The organism is Rheinheimera sediminis, assembly GCF_004005375.1.
GTDB lineage: Bacteria > Pseudomonadota > Gammaproteobacteria > Enterobacterales > Alteromonadaceae > Pararheinheimera.
Genome location: NZ_RZUF01000006.1, coordinates 34,749 through 51,866, shown reverse-complemented (window position 1 = coordinate 51,866; position 17,118 = coordinate 34,749). Strand labels below are relative to the sequence as shown.

General features: G+C 46.4%; 16 protein-coding genes. 11 read left to right on the top strand and 5 right to left on the bottom strand.

Annotated features, from left to right (window positions below; all coding sequences use genetic code 11):
* Window positions 1–13: 13 nt before the first annotated feature.
* Window positions 14–1,414 carry an asparagine--tRNA ligase gene (gene asnS, locus EMM73_RS05305; RefSeq protein WP_127685418.1) on the bottom strand — a complete coding sequence of 467 codons (1,401 nt, stop codon included), beginning with the start codon at window positions 1,412–1,414 and terminating at the stop codon, window positions 14–16.
* 99 nt (window positions 1,415–1,513) lie between these two features.
* On the opposite strand from asnS, the gene EMM73_RS05300 reads away from it, so the two are divergent.
* Complete coding sequence (locus tag EMM73_RS05300; protein WP_127685417.1) at window positions 1,514–1,897, top strand: hypothetical protein; 384 nt, start codon at window positions 1,514–1,516, stop codon at window positions 1,895–1,897.
* Window positions 1,898–1,918: 21 nt separating this feature from the next.
* On the opposite strand, the gene bioA is transcribed toward EMM73_RS05300, so the two are convergent.
* On the bottom strand, window positions 1,919–3,226 hold the full coding sequence (bioA, locus tag EMM73_RS05295) for an adenosylmethionine--8-amino-7-oxononanoate transaminase (RefSeq protein ID WP_127685416.1): 1,308 nt from the start codon (window positions 3,224–3,226) through the stop codon (window positions 1,919–1,921).
* Window positions 3,227–3,345: 119 nt separating this feature from the next.
* Here bioA and bioB point away from each other — a divergent pair, with 119 nt between their 5' ends.
* From bioB to htpX, 5 genes are all read left to right on the top strand, one after another.
* Complete coding sequence (gene bioB, locus EMM73_RS05290; RefSeq protein ID WP_127685415.1) at window positions 3,346–4,392, top strand: biotin synthase BioB; 1,047 nt, start codon at window positions 3,346–3,348, stop codon at window positions 4,390–4,392.
* Between the two features lie 8 nt (window positions 4,393–4,400).
* The gene (locus EMM73_RS05285) at window positions 4,401–5,552 is read left to right on the top strand and encodes an aminotransferase class I/II-fold pyridoxal phosphate-dependent enzyme (RefSeq protein ID WP_127685414.1); all 1,152 of its coding nucleotides are present in this window, start codon (window positions 4,401–4,403) and stop codon (window positions 5,550–5,552) included.
* The gene (locus EMM73_RS05280; RefSeq protein WP_127685413.1) at window positions 5,549–6,316 is read left to right on the top strand and encodes a methyltransferase domain-containing protein; all 768 of its coding nucleotides are present in this window, start codon (window positions 5,549–5,551) and stop codon (window positions 6,314–6,316) included. The genes EMM73_RS05285 and EMM73_RS05280 overlap by 4 nt, the downstream gene beginning before the upstream one ends.
* 15 nt (window positions 6,317–6,331) lie before the next feature.
* Window positions 6,332–6,997, top strand: coding sequence for a dethiobiotin synthase (bioD, locus tag EMM73_RS05275; protein ID WP_127685412.1), 666 nt, complete (start codon window positions 6,332–6,334; stop codon window positions 6,995–6,997).
* Window positions 6,998–7,121: 124 nt separating this feature from the next.
* Window positions 7,122–7,988 carry a protease HtpX gene (gene htpX, locus EMM73_RS05270; RefSeq protein ID WP_127685411.1) on the top strand — a complete coding sequence of 289 codons (867 nt, stop codon included), beginning with the start codon at window positions 7,122–7,124 and terminating at the stop codon, window positions 7,986–7,988.
* 63 nt (window positions 7,989–8,051) lie between these two features.
* Here the strand turns inward: htpX and EMM73_RS05265 are convergent, their stop codons facing one another.
* The gene (locus EMM73_RS05265) at window positions 8,052–9,002 is read right to left on the bottom strand and encodes a GGDEF domain-containing protein (RefSeq protein WP_127685410.1); all 951 of its coding nucleotides are present in this window, start codon (window positions 9,000–9,002) and stop codon (window positions 8,052–8,054) included.
* Window positions 9,003–9,181: 179 nt separating this feature from the next.
* Here EMM73_RS05265 and EMM73_RS05260 point away from each other — a divergent pair, with 179 nt between their 5' ends.
* The 3 genes from EMM73_RS05260 (at window position 9,182) to EMM73_RS05250 (ending at window position 12,185) form a co-directional block, all read left to right on the top strand.
* On the top strand, window positions 9,182–9,424 hold the full coding sequence (locus EMM73_RS05260; RefSeq protein WP_127685409.1) for a TIGR02647 family protein: 243 nt from the start codon (window positions 9,182–9,184) through the stop codon (window positions 9,422–9,424).
* Window positions 9,425–9,757: 333 nt separating this feature from the next.
* Window positions 9,758–11,107: a class II 3-deoxy-7-phosphoheptulonate synthase gene (locus EMM73_RS05255; protein WP_127685408.1), complete on the top strand. Its 1,350-nt coding sequence runs from the start codon at window positions 9,758–9,760 to the stop codon at window positions 11,105–11,107.
* Window positions 11,091–12,185, top strand: a complete 1,095-nt coding sequence (locus tag EMM73_RS05250; protein ID WP_186435136.1) for a 2-dehydropantoate 2-reductase — start codon at window positions 11,091–11,093, stop codon at window positions 12,183–12,185. Before EMM73_RS05255 ends, EMM73_RS05250 begins: the two co-directional genes overlap by 17 nt.
* Here EMM73_RS05250 and ppsR read toward each other — a convergent pair.
* Window positions 12,182–13,003, bottom strand: coding sequence for a posphoenolpyruvate synthetase regulatory kinase/phosphorylase PpsR (ppsR, locus tag EMM73_RS05245; protein ID WP_222422601.1), 822 nt, complete (start codon window positions 13,001–13,003; stop codon window positions 12,182–12,184). The genes EMM73_RS05250 and ppsR overlap by 4 nt on opposite strands.
* 126 nt (window positions 13,004–13,129) lie before the next feature.
* Between ppsR and ppsA the strand changes: the two genes are divergently transcribed.
* Complete coding sequence (gene ppsA, locus EMM73_RS05240) at window positions 13,130–15,505, top strand: phosphoenolpyruvate synthase (protein WP_127685406.1); 2,376 nt, start codon at window positions 13,130–13,132, stop codon at window positions 15,503–15,505.
* Between the two features lie 171 nt (window positions 15,506–15,676).
* A complete protein-coding gene (locus tag EMM73_RS05235; RefSeq protein ID WP_186435135.1) occupies window positions 15,677–16,633 on the top strand; it encodes an ADP-ribosylglycohydrolase family protein in 957 nt (318 codons plus the stop codon).
* Between the two features lie 26 nt (window positions 16,634–16,659).
* On the opposite strand, the gene fur is transcribed toward EMM73_RS05235, so the two are convergent.
* Entirely contained in the window at window positions 16,660–17,100 is a 441-nt protein-coding gene (gene fur / locus EMM73_RS05230; RefSeq protein WP_127685404.1) for a ferric iron uptake transcriptional regulator, read from the bottom strand.
* Window positions 17,101–17,118: the final 18 nt, after the last annotated feature.

The window sequence follows — 17,118 nt, the reverse complement described above, 5'->3', positions numbered from 1 at the left end:
CTGAGCAAACCGCTTAAAAGTCAGCGTTACCCGGTGTACGAGGGAAGGCAATCACATCACGCACGTTGCCTACGCCTGTCACGTAAGATACCAGACGTTCAAAACCCAGGCCAAAACCAGCATGTGGCACTGTGCCGTAACGACGCAGATCACGGTACCAGCTGTAGTCATCTTTATTCAGACCCATCTGATCCATACGTGCATCCAACTGCTCTAAACGCTCTTCACGTTGGCTGCCGCCGATGATTTCACCAATGCCAGGTGCCAGAATATCCATAGCAGCTACAGTTTTACCATCTTCATTCATCCGCATATAAAAAGCTTTGATGTCTTTTGGATAGTTTTGCAGAATAACCGGAGCACCTACATGCACTTCAGCTAAATAGCGTTCGTGTTCTGACTGTAAATCCACACCCCATTCCACAGGGTAATCAAATTTCTTACCGCAATTTTTCAGAATTTCAACGGCGTCTGTGTAATCCATCCGAACAAAGCTCGAATCGATCATGTTCTGCAGACGGCTTACCGCATTTTCATCTACACGTTCAGCAAAAAAAGCCATATCATCTGCGCGTTCATCCAATACCGCTTTGAACACAAATTTCAGCATATCTTCAGCCAGTTGTGCCACGTCTTTTAATTCAGCGTAAGCGACTTCGGGTTCAATCATCCAGAACTCGGCTAAGTGACGGGTAGTGTTAGAGTTTTCAGCACGGAAAGTAGGGCCGAAGGTATAGACTTTAGACAAAGCACAGGCGTAAGTTTCAACGTTCAGCTGGCCTGATACCGTCAGGAAGGTTTCTTTACCGAAAAAGTCCTGTTTGTAGTCAATAGCACCTTTGTCGTCACGTGGCAGGTTTTCCATATCCAGCGTACTAACACGAAACATTTCACCAGCGCCTTCCGCATCAGCACCTGTAATGATAGGTGTGCTGATCCAGTAGAAACCACGCTCGTGGAAGAAACGATGAATGGCCTGAGCCAAGCAGTGACGTACACGGGTAATAGCGCCCACCATGTTTGTACGGGCTCGTAAATGTGCCTGTTCACGCAGGTATTCCATGCTGTGGCGTTTTGGTGCCATAGGGTAGGTGTCCGGGTTTTCTACCCAGCCAACGACTTCAACACTGGACGCCTGAATTTCAAAAGCCTGGCCTTGGCCTTCAGATTTTGCGATAGTGCCAGTTACAATAACAGAGCACGCCGTGGTCAGACGCTTAATTTCGTTTTCATAATTATTCAAATCAGCCGGAGCAACGGCCTGAACTGCGTCGAAGCAGCTGCCGTCGTGCACGGCTAAAAATGAGATCCCTGCTTTGGAGTCACGCTTAGTGCGGATCCACCCTTTGACTGTGACTGTATCACCGATCTGATACTGGCCAGACAGTACATCTTTGATTACTGCATGCGTCATGCAACCTGCTCCAACTTACTAATTGACTTTAAAAATGCGAGAGATGACATCATACTGAGGCGAAAAACGAACACAAGTAAAAGTTTTAGGAAAACGATGATGGAAGAGCCTGTTGTACCTGAAAGAGTTTCAAGAAGGCGAAGGGATCGCCGTAAAGGCTCAGATTGGCTGATGCGTCTGCTCGCCTTGCTGAATGTAAGCTGTTGGGGGCTCTTGCTGTTGGTGCTGAATCTGGCACATTTTGCCAAACCTGAGTTTAACAGTGGTCTTGTCCAGTATTGGGGACTTTCTACAAAACCTGGTTGGGATGCGGAACAAGTCAGGCAGCTACAGATTATGCTGTACTGCTGTTTGGGCTTTACCTTGGTGACCCTACTGATCCACCAGTTTAGGAACAGACGCCGCAGTGACAGTAAAAGATTGAACTTATTGTTTGTTGCTTTAGCTTGTGCTGTCGCACTCTATATTTTTTCAACTTTGTAAACTTAAATCGCTATTACAGATTCAGGCGCCTGGCAGCGCCTGGATCTGTTCGTCCAGCTTACGCTGGCAAAGTATGCAAAGTGCTGATGTCAACCTGGACAGTTGTGTTGCACTAATACTGTATGGTGGCATGATATACAGCAGCGTCCCAAAAGGCCGGATCCAGACACCCAGTTCAACAAAAGCTTTTTGCATAGCAGCCACATCAACGTTCTGTTTCATCTCCACCACACCAATGGCACCCAATACCCTTACATCAGCGACATAAGGCGAAGTGAGGCAGGGCTCCAGCTCGTTTTTTAATTGATGCTCTATGGCTTTGACCTGTGCTTGCCATTCATTCTGCTGCACCAGTTGTAAGCTTTTCAGTGCAACGGCACAGGCCAATGGATTGGCCATATAAGTAGGGCCGTGCATTAACGCAGGTACAGCACCTTGGGCTATGCCATCCGCTACTTTATCGTTGCACAGAGTTGCAGCTAAGGTTAGATAGCCGCCTGTTAAAGCTTTACCCAAACAGATAATATCCGGGCTGATACCTGCATGCTGGCAGGCAAACAATTTTCCGGTCCGACCAAAACCTGTGGCTATTTCATCGGTAATCAGCAGCACCTGATACTGATCACAAAGCCTTCGTGCCAGCTTTAAATAATCCGGATGATAAAACCGCATACCGCCAGCGCCTTGCAGTATGGGCTCGAGAATAAAAGCCGCTAATTGCTGGTGATGCTGTTCGAATAATGCCGTGAGCGCCAGTGCATCTTCTGGCAAAAAATCGCCATCAAAGCGGCTTCGTGGCGCTGGAGCGAATAGCTGCGGGATGATTTGATCTTTAAACATCGAATGCATGCCGTCTATTGGGTCGCAGACTGACATAGCTGCAAAGGTATCGCCGTGATAACCCTTTTGAATGGTCAGTAACCGGCTTTTCTCCGGGTGATTTAAACCTAACCAGTACTGAAGGGCCATTTTTATCGCGACTTCAACCGATATCGAACCGCTGTCAGCAAAAAAGACCTTAGTTAAGCCTGCGGGCACCATCTCCAGTAATAACATCGCCAGGTCCACAGCAGGCTGATGGGTAATACCGCCAAACATCACATGACTCATTTTCTGGCTTTGCGCCACCAGTGCTTGATTCAACTCTGGATGATTATAGCCATGTATAGCCGCCCACCAGGACGAAGTACCGTCAACCAGAGTTCTGCCATCTTCCAGCATCAGCTCGCAGCCATGGGCGCTGACTATAGGGTACACAGGTAAAGGTTTACTTAACGAGGTGTAGGGATGCCAGATATGCTGACGGTCAAACTCAAGATTGATGCTCATAAAATAACCTGCAGTAAACTTTGTGAACTGGTTGGCGTTGACATGGCGCTAAGGGCCGATAGACTAACGGAAAATTTAAAAGACCACAATTTGTCTGTGGCTTGTCTTCGGGGAATTTTATGTCTGCAGTTTTACCACTTCGTCACAACTGGACTCTGGCTGAAGTAAATGCCTTATTTGCTCTACCTTTTAATGATTTAGTTTTTCAGGCTCAAACGGTACACCGCCAGTTCTTTAAACCTAATGAAGTGCAGATCAGCACTTTGTTGTCTATTAAAACCGGTGCTTGTGCTGAAGATTGTAAATATTGCCCTCAAAGCGGTCATTACAATACCGGCCTTGAGCGTGAGCGTTTGCTGGAAGTGGAAAAAGTATTAACTCAGGCCAAAGCCGCCAAAGACAAAGGCGCCAGCCGTTTTTGCATGGGCGCGGCCTGGAGCAATCCAAAGCAACGCGATATGCCGTTCCTGATGGAAATGGTCAAAGGCGTCAAAGAGATGGGTTTAGAAACCTGTATGACGCTGGGTAAACTCGATGCTGGTCAGGCGCAGGAGCTAAAGCAGGCAGGTTTAGATTACTACAACCATAACCTGGATACCTCGCCTGAGTTTTACGGTGAAATTATTACCACCCGTACTTATCAGGACAGATTAGACACTTTGCAGCATGTGCGTGATGCCGGTATGAAAGTCTGTTGTGGAGGCATAGTGGGCATGGGCGAAACGGCAAACGACAGGTCGGCACTTTTAATGCAGCTGGCAAATTTGCCAGAGCATCCACAAAGTGTGCCTATCAATATGCTGGTGAAAGTGCAGGGCACGCCGATGGAAAATGTCGAAGACTTAGATGGTTTCGAATTTATCCGCACTATAGCTGTTGCCCGCATTATGATGCCTCAAAGCCATGTGCGTTTATCCGCTGGCCGCTCTCGTATGAATGAACAAATGCAGGCGCTGTGTTTCCTGTCTGGTGCGAACTCGATATTTTATGGCGATAAGTTGTTGACCACAGAAAACCCTGAAGCTGATGCTGATATGTTGTTATTTGCCAAACTGGGTATCAATCCAGAGCAGCGTCACGATGTATCAGACGAAGCCCACGAAGCGGCTTTAGCCGATGCCATCAAAGAGCAAACTACACCATCATTGTTTCACAGCGCGGTTTAACTAAGGTTATGGACAGGATACAGCGCTTTGCGCAGCAGATCGCCGATCGCAAAGCAGCTGGCTTGTATCGGCAGCATCCGGCTATTGATTCATATCAGGGCCGTTTGCTGCAAAATAAGCAGGGCGCTTATCTTAATTTCTCCGGTAATGACTATCTGGGTTTAGCCACTGAGCCACAGCTTGTAAAAGCTCTGGTCGAAGGTGCTGAACGTTTTGGTGTCGGCAGTTCAGGTTCGCCTCTGGTGACCGGGCATCATTACGCGCACAGGGCTCTATCAGATGTTTTGTGTGACTGGCTGGGAGTGGACGACGTTCTGTTGTTTTCCTCTGGTTTTGCCGCCAATCAGGTGATGCTGCAGCATTTAGCCGATAAAACTGATCAACTGCTGTTAGATAAACTCTGTCATGCCTCGTTGATCGACGCTGCGCTCAATAGCGATGCTCCTTACAAGAGATTTCCACATCAGGATCTGGCCGCGCTTGACATGCTATTACAACGTTACCCATCTGCTTTAGTGGTGACTGAAGGCGTGTTTAGCATGGATGGTGATAGTCCGGATCTAAGTGCTGTATCTGCGCTTTGTAAAACTAATAAAGCGGATTTGCTACTGGACGATGCGCACGCTTTGGGTGTGCTTGGTAACGAAGGCAAAGGCAGTTGGGATGCGCAGGGCCTTGAGTCCGGCGATATGCTCTGCCTGATGGCAAACTTTGGTAAAGCTTTAGCAGGCCAGGGCGCGTTTTTAGCAGGTTCTGCCACAGTGATTGATTATCTGCGCCAGTTTGCCCGTCATTATATTTACAGCACAGCATTATCTCCCGCTTTGTGCTGGGCGATGAAAACCTCCGTTGAGTTAAGCCGCAGCCAAGAGTGGCGCAGAGACAAACTGAATGACAATATTCAGCTGTTTAAAACTCTGGTCACCGGTGCTGGTTTGACTTTATTGCCATCGAATACCGCCATACAACCGCTGATTATTGGCGATTCAGACAAAGCCATGTTGATAAGCTCCTCACTGAAAAAACAAGGTATTTGGTTAAGTGCCATACGGCCACCGACAGTGCCGCAGGGGAGCGCCAGGTTACGCATTACTTTATCTGCTTTGCATCAGAGCGATGATATTCACTTTTTAGTACAAAAGCTGGAGCAATTGATATGAATGCGCTGGCATTAACGGACGATATAGCCCGACATTTTGGCCGTGCCCGCGAAAGTTACGAACAGGCAGCCCGGCTGCAACGTTTAGTTGCTGCAAAAGCCCTGAGTTCATTAACTCCAACGGCTGGATTGTTATTGGATTTAGGTTCTGGCCCAGGTTGGTTCCATCCAAAGCTTAAACAGCACTGTGCTGACCTTATAGCCTTGGATCTAAGCCATGATATGCTACAAAAAACCAGGGCGGCACAGCAGGCCTCTCTGGTAGTTCAGGCTGATGCTCAGTCTTTGCCTGTAGCAAGTGAAAGCATCGACAGGGTCTTTTCCAGTCTGATGCTGCAATGGTGTGAGCAGCCTGTACTAGTATTGCAGGAAATTAATAGGGTTCTAAAACCTGGTGGTTCAGCTGTTATCAGCACTTTGCTGGATGGCACCTTACAGGAATTTAAACAGGCCTGGTCGCAGGTGGATACTCATCAGCATATCAATCAGTTTTTGCCTTTTGATTTTTTTCAACAGCTCAAGCAGAGCTTTCCGGCACTAGGTTTAGAATTACAAACTGCACTGGTTCAGCTGGATTATCCGGATGTATTGGCGTTAGCGAGAGAATTAAAAGACTTGGGCGCAAATACTGTGACTCAAGGCCGCAATAAAGCCTTAACGGGCAAACAACGCTGGCAAAAAGTGCAGCAGGCTTATCCAGCCCGTTGTATCGATGGCCGCATCAGCGCCAGTTATCAGGTGTTATATCTGACGCTGACAAAGTAGAGTGGAAAATTAATAATGCAGACAGTTTTTATCACAGGCACAGACACAGATGCCGGCAAAACTTATGTTGCAGTTGCGCTATTGCGGGGCTTAAAGGCTCTTGGCTATAAAACTGTGGCACAAAAACCCGTCGCGGCCGGAGTCAACGCTTCAGGTTTTAATACCGATGCGTTACAACTACAGCAGCATAGTACAGAGCCACTAAGTTATGAATTGGTGAATCCTTGTTGTTTGACTGATGCTGTAGCACCGCATTTAGCTGCAGCCAAAGCCGGGATTGTGATCGGTAGGTTCAGTTTGACCCAGGAATTAGAAAAACTTCAAGCCGTTGAAGCCGATATAGCCTTAGTAGAAGGCGCTGGTGGTTGGTTATTACCTTTGGATGATCACAATACTATGGCAGATTGGGTCACGGAGCAGCAACTGCCGGTCGTCCTGGTTGTAGGAATGAAACTCGGCTGCTTAAACCACGCTTTGTTGACGGTACGGGAGATAGAACGCACAGGCCTGAAGCTACTGGGCTGGGTAGCTAATTGTGTTGACCCGGATATGGCGTATCAGCAGGAAAACATCAGCTATTTGCAGCAGAGGCTGACGGTACCTTGCCTTGGTGTGTTGCCTTATAAATCCAAACCAGATTTGAACATTATTCTTGCCCAAGAACTGATCAACCAGCTTTAGGGCAGAGTGATACAGTGCACAGACAGCTCCATTCATCTTTATTTACAATTGCTTGTCGCACTTTCATTGAAAAATGGCTTCTAAGCCATATAGTACAAGAAGTTGCTTAATAAACGAGGTATCTATGAAGCGAATTATATTGTTCCTTGCTACAAACCTGGCGGTGATGTTGGTGTTAAGTATTGTACTGAGCATCCTGTTTAAAGTGCTGGGCATTGATAGTCGTAGCATAGGCGGCTTGTTAGTCTTCGCGGCCGTATTTGGTTTTGGTGGTTCTTTTATTTCACTTTTTATGTCGAAGTGGATGGCAAAACGCTCTACTGGAGCAGTGGTGATCACCCAGCCACGTAATGCCACTGAGCAATGGTTATTTGATACGGTGCGTCGTCAGGCTCAGCAGGCTGGTATCGGCATGCCTGAAGTGGCCATTTACGACTCACCTGAAATGAACGCTTTTGCCACAGGTGCCAGTCGTAACAACGCGCTGGTTGCTGTAAGTACAGGCTTGATGCGCAATATGCGTGAAGAAGAAGTCGAAGCCGTACTGGCGCACGAAGTCTCCCATGTCGCCAATGGTGATATGGTGACTCTTACGCTTATTCAGGGGGTGGTAAACACTTTCGTCATTTTCTTTGCCCGTTTAATTGCTGGTGCGATCAGCGGTAACCGCAATGAGGAAGGCGGCAGCAGCAATGGTTTTGCTTATATGATCACTGTGTTTGTGCTGGAAATGGCCTTTGGTGTACTGGCAAGCATCATTGTGATGTGGTTCTCCCGTCAACGTGAATACCGCGCTGATGCAGGTGCAGCCAAACTAGTGGGTGCTAATAAAATGGTAGCAGCCTTGGAGAGGTTGCGTAATAACCACGAAAGTCAGTTGGAAGGTTCTATGATGGCATTTGGTATTGCCAGCAAACCTGCAACGTCAGAGTTGTTTTTAAGCCATCCGCCGCTGGAAAAACGAATTGCTGCACTGCGTGGTGGTTTTTAAAATTTTGTATACACACTAAGCAGAAAAGCAGCGTAGCTTGCTGTTCTGCTTAGTGGTAGACAATCAATTCATCGCAATCTGATTGCGACCTGCGGCCTTCGCCTGATACAAAGCTTCGTCGGCCGCCTGAATCAAGTTAAAGGCTGTAGAGCCGTGTTCTGGATAAACGGCTATTCCGGCAGACACAGTGATAGCTATGCTTTGGTGTTTTGCAAAGATCTCAGATTGCTCTACATGCACTCGCCAGTTTTCTGCCAGATGCTTGGCTTGCGCTGCACTGGTGTTCGGCAAAATAATCAGAAACTCCTCGCCACCATAGCGGAATAAAATATCTGTTTTTCTGCTTTGGCGAAGTAAATGCTTAGCTACCAATTCAATAACCTTGTCTCCAGTTTGATGGCCAAACTGGTCGTTCAGCTGTTTAAAATGGTCTAAGTCCAGCATGACAACGGCTAAAGGTTTTTGGTTACGCCTTGCTAGTGCGAGCTCACGCTCCATGAATTCATTCAGAAAACGACGGTTAAATAAATTAGTTAATGGATCTCGAATAGCTTGTTCACTGATCCGATTTTTAAGCAACTCTATATCATTAAGGCGCTTTTGCAGCTCGTCATTCTGCTGTGATAACAACTGCAGGGCATGCTGCTGCTCGCTGATGTCTTGCAAAAACAGCAGTTGGCAGGATGGCAGTGAAGGGTCTGGTTGTTCAAGTTGTATCCTGAAATGCCTACAGTCGCCCTGTACTGATGTGAGGCACCAGAATTGTGCTGGTGCAGACTGACCCAAAAGCTGCACTTGATTGACAAAGTCGGCTGGTAGCTTATTCAGGCTAGGTGCTCTTGATCTCAGCGGCGACCTAAACAGTTGCTGAAAGGCGGTGTTGCATCGCAGCAGTTTTATTTTGTTATTTCGCTGGCGTTGCAACAACACTATAGGCATAGACAAGGCTTGAAATAAGTCTGTCCATCCAGCATAGCTATGTGGTGTTAAATGTCCTTTTATCACAGAGTACACAGCTTCTTAACCTTTATCTGACTGTAGCCAATGACTGGCCAAAAATGCAGCAACCTGAAGTAAACATAGTCGATTTTTTCTGGTTGGGAATAGATTGCAGAGGCTATCGGCACTTTTTCTGGAAAATTTCTTAAATAGAGTCTAGCTTCTAGCAAAACAACGACAAAGGAAACAACAATATGCCTGTAAACTCGCAACTGAATGATGAAATTCGTATTTTGACTTTATTTAATCTTGATACCTCACTCGAGGGTATTAAAGCCCATAAAACTGCCGAGCCCGGTGCAAAAGAGGCCATCGCACGTTTGCATAAAAAAGGCTTACTAACTCAGTCTGATGGGGGCTACCTGACCGATTTGGGGCGTAATTGTGCTGAGCATTTACAAAGTGCATTGCGGATCCTGAGCAGTAGTCAAGACTAAAGTTCTGAAGTATGCCAACTGATGGAGTAGTTTGAAGTCGTGGTGCTACTCCCTTTTTGTTTTCCGTCAGATGGGCCAGTTGTTGTAAAGCCCAGGCTTTGATAAGCATCCTTCAGATGTTCACTTTTTACCGTCAAGGAGAACAAAAAAGCTTGAATTTTTCAGAAGTATAGACATCTGGGTGTTTTTTCGAACTAATTTCGGATAATTTATAAATTTAAGCCCAATAAAGTCATTTAAGCATTGAATTTAACCGCCAATAAATTTACTTTGTCTGCGGATAAATAACCTAGCGACCTTAACTATCATTTCAAAACTATAGGACTACTTAAAGTGACGACCTGGACGCCTCAAAGTTGGCGAGCTTTTCCAATCCAACAACAACCCCATTACGATGATCAGGCTTTACTGAGCACTGTTGAGCAGCAATTGCATAAGTATCCACCTTTGGTGTTTGCACAAGAGACTCGTGATCTCTTTAGCCAGCTCGGGCAAGTTGCAGAAGGTAAAGCATTTTTACTGCAAGGTGGTGATTGTGCGGAAAGCTTTAGTGACTTCAATGCACCGAAGATCCGTGACACATTTAAAGTATTACTGCAAATGGCTGTAGTCCTCACCTTTGCCGGCGGTTGTCCTGTAGTTAAAGTCGCACGTATGGCTGGCCAATATGCCAAGCCTCGCTCCAGTGATTTAGAAACTATAGCGGGCGTTTCTCACCCAAGCTATCGCGGAGATATAGTCAATAGCTTTGAATTTACTGCAGAAGCCCGCAAGCCTGATCCAAACCGTTTAATGACGGCTTATCATCACTCTGCTGCTACCCTGAACCTACTTCGCGCTTTTGCACAAGGGGGATTAGCAGACTTACATCAGGTGAGTCGCTGGAATCTGGGCTTTGTGGACGCCAATCCGTTGAAGGGGCGCTATCAGGATGTCGCTCAGCGCATTCAGGAAGCGCTGCGCTTTATGGAGATTTGTGGCATCACAGCGGAGAATTCGCCTTCTATTCGGGAAACTTCTTTGTATACCTCGCATGAAGCGCTTTTGCTGAATTATGAAGAGGCCTTGACCCGTCGCGATTCATTGACAGGTGATTGGTATGACTGTTCAGCTCACATGGTCTGGATAGGCGAACGCACCCGCCAGTTGGATCATGCCCACTTGGAGTTTTTCCGCGGTATCAAAAACCCTGTAGGTGTCAAAGTAGGTCCCGGTATGGACGAAGTGGATTTGTTGCGTTTAATTGATGCTTTAAATCCTGAAAATATTCCAGGTCGTCTGACTCTGATCACTCGAATGGGTGCGGATAAACTGGCTGAAAAACTGCCTGCGTTAGTACGTCGCGTTGAGCGCGAAGGCCGTAAAGTGGTCTGGAGTTCAGACCCAATGCACGGTAACACTGTGAAGGCCAGCAATGATTACAAAACCCGCGACTTTGAAGCCATTTTGCGTGAGATCCGTTATTTCTTTGCGGTGCATCAGGCTGAAGGTACTCATGCTGGTGGTATTCATCTGGAAATGACGGGCGATAATGTCACCGAATGCACGGGTGGGGCTTATGGTTTGTCTGAAAACGATTTGAGCAAGCGTTACACCACACAGTGTGATCCCCGGTTAAATTCTGATCAGGTGTTGGAACTGGCTTTTCTAATCGCTGACACTCTTCGTGCGGTCCGCAAATAAAAATGCCGTTGTTGAACTGTTGTCTGATTTTTCAGCCAGCAGTTCAACTCCGCTGCGTGTTGCCATAGTTGGCGCTGGTGCTATAGGTTGTTACCTCGGTACTATGCTTTCTCAGTCTCCAGTTTTTGAAGTATTTTTTATCGGGCGTGAAAGAATGGCGCTTGAAGCTGCAGCTTATGGCTTAACAGCTCAGGATTTACATGGTGCCTGTTACAGAATTGTATCACCTGCTGTTTATACGGAGCTTGAAGTTCTTCGTGACGCAGAGCTGGTGCTGGTTACAGTCAAAGCCCGGGACCTGGAGTCAGTGTTACCCCAGCTTGTACATCATCTTTCGGCCGATTGCATAGTTGTCGCTTTGCAAAATGGCGTTTCGATCAAGCCCTTGTATCAGCAGTTTTTAACTCAGACAGTGATTCGAGCCATAGTGCCTTTTAATGTGGTGAAAATAAGCTCTGGTTTTTATGCCCGCACTACGGGATCGGACATGGTTTGGCAACAGACTGCTGACTGGCGAATTCAGGCTGTCCTGACTCAGTTGCAGCGTCAGGGTATCAAATCAAAACAACAAGACAGTATGAAAGCGGTTGAGTTTGGTAAATTGTTGCTTAACCTGAACAATGCAATTAACGCTTTGGCTGATATTCCGTTACAGCAGCAACTGTTACAAAGACCTTATCGGCGATTACTGGCTGCTGCCATGCTGGAGCTGCTGGACTTATGCCGCCGTTTTCAGATGGATACCTACTCTTTTACCAGCATTCCTAACAGTTATATTCCGTTGTTGTTACAGAGCCCCAATTGGTTGTTTAAGCGACTGGCAAAAAAAATGCTAGCTATATCGCCAGATGCGCGTTCTTCCATGTGGGATGATCTTCAGGCTGGCAAGGTCACAGAAATAGACTTTCTCAATGGAGCTGTTGTAGCTTTGGCTGCGCAATTAAAGCTGGACGCACCGGTCAACAGATTGCTGGTGCAGCTGGTAAAACGTAAAGAACAAGGCGAACTGGTCCGGCTTTGCCCCTTGCATGCACAGCAGTTATTGCAAGAGGCGCTTAAGCATCTAAGTAGCCGTTAATATTTCTGCCGTTTTAAACCGGTTTGCGACAAAATTTTCGCTGAAATTTCCTCAATAGATAAATGAGTCGAATTTAGAAAAGGAATTTTTTCTTTCTGATACAAAGCTTCGACTTCATCCAATTCCAGCTTGCACTGACGCAACGACGCATATTTGCTTCCCGGACGACGTTGTTCCCTAATTTGGCTTAATCGTTCAGGGGTGATGGTTAAACCAAACAGCTTGTTTCTTTGCGTTTTAAGTTCTGGTGGCAAACGCAGCATATCCATATCTTCCTGTACAAAAGGGTAGTTGGCCGCCTTAATACCGTATTGTAAAGCAAGATATAAACTAGTAGGGGTTTTGCCGGAACGGCTAACACCAACCAAAATAATATCTGCTTTAGCATATTCTTTCAGATTTACCCCATCGTCGTTAGCCAGCGCATAGTTCACAGCGTCAATACGAAAATCATAGGTTTTTTCGTGAATGCTGTGTGTGCGATGAGTTTTAGGCATGGCTGCTATACCTAATTCCTTTTGCATAGGTTCAATAAATGCGTTTAAAAAGTCATAACAGACACCATCGCTACTATTAATGATCTGCCTTAATTCTTCATCGACAAAGGTTTGAAAAATCAAAGGCCGGATTCCGGTTGTTTTATAACGATCGTTTATTCGTTTTTTTGCCTGTAAGGCTATCTCAGTGCTTTCAACAAATGAGATGGTAATATGGTCGAACTCTGCCGGAAACAGTGACAACAGAGCATGTCCAAACACTTCTGAGGTTATGCCTGTACCATCAGATATATAAAAGGCTGTTCTCACATTTTTCTCCATTTTGTCGTTATAAAATTACATCGAAATTAAGGTTTTATTTAGCTTTCTGCCCAGTGTAGAATTGCTGTGCTTATGTGGCTCGTCATGTAAGCTTACATAACCTGCAACAAAAATTGGAGACTCATTGTGCAAGAATTCGTTGTTTGGTACCAGGACCTGGGCATGCATGACGTTCCTCGCGTTGGCGGAAAAAATGCTTCATTGGGTGAGATGATCAGTAACCTGGCAAATGCAGGGGTGCAAGTTCCGGGTGGTTTTGCCACTACAGCTTTTGCCTTTAATCAATTTCTTGAACAGAGTGGTCTTAACGAGCGCATTTATCAACTGTTGGACGGATTAAACGTTGATGATGTCAATGCTCTTGCAAAAGCAGGTGCACAAATTCGCCAGTGGGTAATAGACACGCCATTTCAAGCTGAATTTGAGCAGGCCATTCAAACGTCCTATCAACAGCTGCAACAAGGTTGTGCTGAGGATGTCTCCTTCGCCGTTCGTTCGTCAGCTACGGCGGAAGACATGCCAGATGCATCTTTTGCGGGTCAGCAGGAAACCTTTTTAAACGTGCGTGGCTATGATTCCGTCATCGAAGCCATTAAACACGTATTTGCGTCATTATTTAACGACCGCGCCATATCCTACCGTGTGCACCAAGGCTATGACCACCGTGGTGTGGCTTTATCAGCTGGTGTTCAGCGTATGGTGCGTTCAGACTTATCCGCCTCGGGCGTGATGTTTAGTATCGATACTGAATCTGGTTTTGAAGATGTGGTCTTTATCACTTCCTCTTATGGTTTGGGCGAAATGGTAGTGCAAGGTGCCGTTAACCCTGACGAATTTTATGTCCACAAGCCTACAGTAATGGCCGGGCGTCCTGCTGTGGTGCGCCGTAATTTGGGCAGCAAGTTGCTACAGATGGTGTATTCCAAAGATTTAAGCCACGGCAAACAGGTTGTAATCGAAGATGTACCTGCTGCAAATCGTCGGCATTTTTCACTGACAGACGCGGAAGTACAAGAGTTGGCGAAACAAGCCGTCATCATCGAACAACACTATGGCCGCGCCATGGATATCGAATGGGCCAAAGATGGTCAGGACGGTAAGCTCTATATAGTTCAGGCTCGTCCTGAAACTGTACGTAGCCGCGAAGACAGCAACGAAATGGAACGGTTCCAGTTGCAAGGTACTGCGCCTGTCGTGGTTGAGGGGCGCGCCATTGGTCACAAAATTGGTTCAGGTAAAGCTAAGGTGCTGTCCAGCATCGCGGATATGGATCAAATTCAACCAGGCGATGTGTTAGTCACTGACATGACAGACCCGGATTGGGAACCTATCATGAAACGCGCTTCAGCTATAGTTACGAACCGTGGTGGCCGTACTTGCCATGCTGCCATTATTGCGCGCGAGCTGGGTATTCCTGCTGTAGTGGGTTGTGGTGATGCCACCAAAAAAATCAAAAATGGTCAGGAAGTGACCGTATCCTGTGCCGAAGGCGACACGGGTTTTGTTTACGACGGCATTTTAGGTTTTGACGTGATGACGTCCCGTGTTGATCAGATGCCTGCGCTCAAGATGAAAATCATGATGAATGTAGGCAACCCTGAACGTGCCTTTTCCTTTGCCAAGCTGCCACACGCTGGTATTGGTTTGGCTCGTCTGGAATTTATTATCAACCGAATGATTGGTGTACATCCAAAAGCCTTGCTGAACTTTGACGATCAAACCGATGAACTGAAAGCCACTATCACTGAGATGATGGCGGGGTACAGCTCTCCGGTTGAGTTTTACACTATGAAGCTGGTTGAAGGTATTTCTACCCTGGCTGCAGCTTTCTCGCCAGAGCGGGTGATAGTGCGGATGTCCGACTTTAAGTCGAATGAATACGCCAACCTGGTGGGGGGGCGTCAGTACGAGCCACATGAAGAAAACCCTATGATTGGTTTCCGTGGTGCATCGCGTTATATCTCTGAAGATTTCCGTGACTGTTTTGCGATGGAATGTGAAGCCTTAAAACGGGTTCGTAACAAGATGGGTTTTACCAATGTGGAAGTGATGATCCCATTTGTTCGTACGCTGGAAGAAGCTAAAGCCGTGATTGAACTGCTTGAAGCTCATGGTTTGAAACGCGGTGATAATGGCTTAAAAGTCATTATGATGTGTGAATTGCCGTCCAACTGCTTGCTGGCAGAGGAGTTTCTTGAGTACTTTGATGGTTTCTCTATTGGCTCAAATGACTTAACTCAGTTGACTTTAGGTTTGGATCGCGACAGTGGCTTAATCGCACATCTGTTTGATGAGCGTAACCCTGCGATTAAAAAGCTGCTGTCTATGGCCATTCAAACCGCCAAAGCCAAAGGCAAATACGTCGGCATTTGTGGTCAGGGCCCTTCGGATCACGAAGACTTTGCGGCATGGCTGATGGATCAAGGCATAGATTCAGTGTCATTAAATCCAGACACAGTGCTGGAAACCTGGTTATATCTGGCAGAAAAGTACGGTCAGTAATTCGAACTTATGACGCCAAAGGCCAGCTTCTATGCTGGCTTTTTATTTTTATGCATTGTCTATTTAATTGATTTTAAAGCGAAGTGCTTTGCTTCTTTGTTGCAATACCTTATATATTAGTTCAGTGTAACTATCAGCATGAAACGGCTCTATCTAACAACGGAGGTCTGCATGAGTGACCCGGTGCTCAAATCTAAAGCGCTTGGTTTGATGTATGGCTTATTAGCCGGCGATGTTTTAGGCTCTGCTGTCGAAGGTTTAGAACACAATGAACGCGCTGAGCGTCTCGGTGTTGAACTGACTGAAATTATGCTGCAAAACCCTTGGCAAACATTAGCCGGACAAGCAAGCGACAGTGGTGAGTTGGCTGTGTTGCTTTGCCGCTTATTAGCTCATTATGGTGAATATCAGGAAGAGGGAGCTTGGCAAGCCTACGAATATTGGCTGAGAACCGAACCCTTTGCCGTACCAGAAGAGTTAAAATGTGCTTTGCTATCTGCGCCGAATGAAGACTCTGTTGCTTGCACTGCTCTGGCAAGAGTTGCTCCAGTGGCGTTGATGGTTCCACAACAGTCTTTACCTCAGCTTGCGGCATGGGCTATGGCAGACACGGCGTTAACGCATCCGAATATGCTATGTCAGCAAATCAGCGGCTTGTATGTGATGGCGCTTGGCCATCTGTTAGAAAACGACTGCAGTGCCGATGATTTGTATCTGCTGCTGAAGGACTGGGCTTCCCAGCTCAAAGTAGATAAACGCATTATCCGTGTTATTGACGAAGCCTTATTCGTACCGCCAGCAGACTTCGAACAGCCAGATAGTCAGGCGCTGATTTGTTTCCAGAATGCAATCTGGCAGTTGTTGTACGCACAGGATTATCTGGATGCCATGTTTGATACCCTCAAAAGAGGTGGAGATACCGCCAATAATGCTTCAGTGACAGGAGCTTTATTGGGTGCTTGTTATGGTGTGGCAGAAGTGCCGCAATTACTGCGTAACGCCATTACGCACTGCAGACCTTTAAAAGGGCAGTTTGGCGTACGTCAACCACGGCCTGAGTGCTGTTGGGCCAATGAGGTTGACTATTTAACAGAGCAGATCTTAACAGGCAAAAAAAAGCCGGTTTAACCGGCTTTATAAAGAAATTCACAGTTTTATTTGGTATTGCGGGTCTCTTCGCAGGACTTTTTATCCACGCACTCACCGTACAGATACAAACTGTGGTGTGTAAGTTTGATCCCATTTTTTTCAGAAATTTCGAGCTGTTTGCGCTCTATATCGTCGTCTTCAAACTCGATCACTTTACCGCAGTTCAAGCAGACCAAGTGATCATGGTGATCAATACGGCTTAATTCAAATACAGACTTACCACCTTCGAAATGATGACGTGTGACAATACCTGCATCATCAAATTGGTTTAACACCCTGTACACAGTAGCAAGACCAATATCTTCACCCAATTCGAGCAAAATCTTATACACATCTTCTGCACTGATATGCTGATGATTTGGGTCCTGCAAAATATCGAGGATCTTCACTCGTGGCAGTGTGACCTTAAGGCCTGCTTTACGTAATTCGGTATTATGATCTGACATGGACTCTTCTACTCTTTC

Coding starts and splice junctions, on each gene's coding strand:
- asnS (WP_127685418.1), bottom strand. CDS start 1,414: ATGACGCATGCAGTAATCAAAGATGTACTGTCTGGCCAGTATCAGATC.
- EMM73_RS05300 (WP_127685417.1), top strand. CDS start 1,514: ATGGAAGAGCCTGTTGTACCTGAAAGAGTTTCAAGAAGGCGAAGGGAT.
- bioA (WP_127685416.1), bottom strand. CDS start 3,226: ATGAGCATCAATCTTGAGTTTGACCGTCAGCATATCTGGCATCCCTAC.
- bioB (WP_127685415.1), top strand. CDS start 3,346: ATGTCTGCAGTTTTACCACTTCGTCACAACTGGACTCTGGCTGAAGTA.
- EMM73_RS05285 (WP_127685414.1), top strand. CDS start 4,401: ATGGACAGGATACAGCGCTTTGCGCAGCAGATCGCCGATCGCAAAGCA.
- EMM73_RS05280 (WP_127685413.1), top strand. CDS start 5,549: ATGAATGCGCTGGCATTAACGGACGATATAGCCCGACATTTTGGCCGT.
- bioD (WP_127685412.1), top strand. CDS start 6,332: ATGCAGACAGTTTTTATCACAGGCACAGACACAGATGCCGGCAAAACT.
- htpX (WP_127685411.1), top strand. CDS start 7,122: ATGAAGCGAATTATATTGTTCCTTGCTACAAACCTGGCGGTGATGTTG.
- EMM73_RS05260 (WP_127685409.1), top strand. CDS start 9,182: ATGCCTGTAAACTCGCAACTGAATGATGAAATTCGTATTTTGACTTTA.
- ppsR (WP_222422601.1), bottom strand. CDS start 13,003: ATGGAGAAAAATGTGAGAACAGCCTTTTATATATCTGATGGTACAGGC.
- EMM73_RS05235 (WP_186435135.1), top strand. CDS start 15,677: ATGAGTGACCCGGTGCTCAAATCTAAAGCGCTTGGTTTGATGTATGGC.
- fur (WP_127685404.1), bottom strand. CDS start 17,100: ATGTCAGATCATAATACCGAATTACGTAAAGCAGGCCTTAAGGTCACA.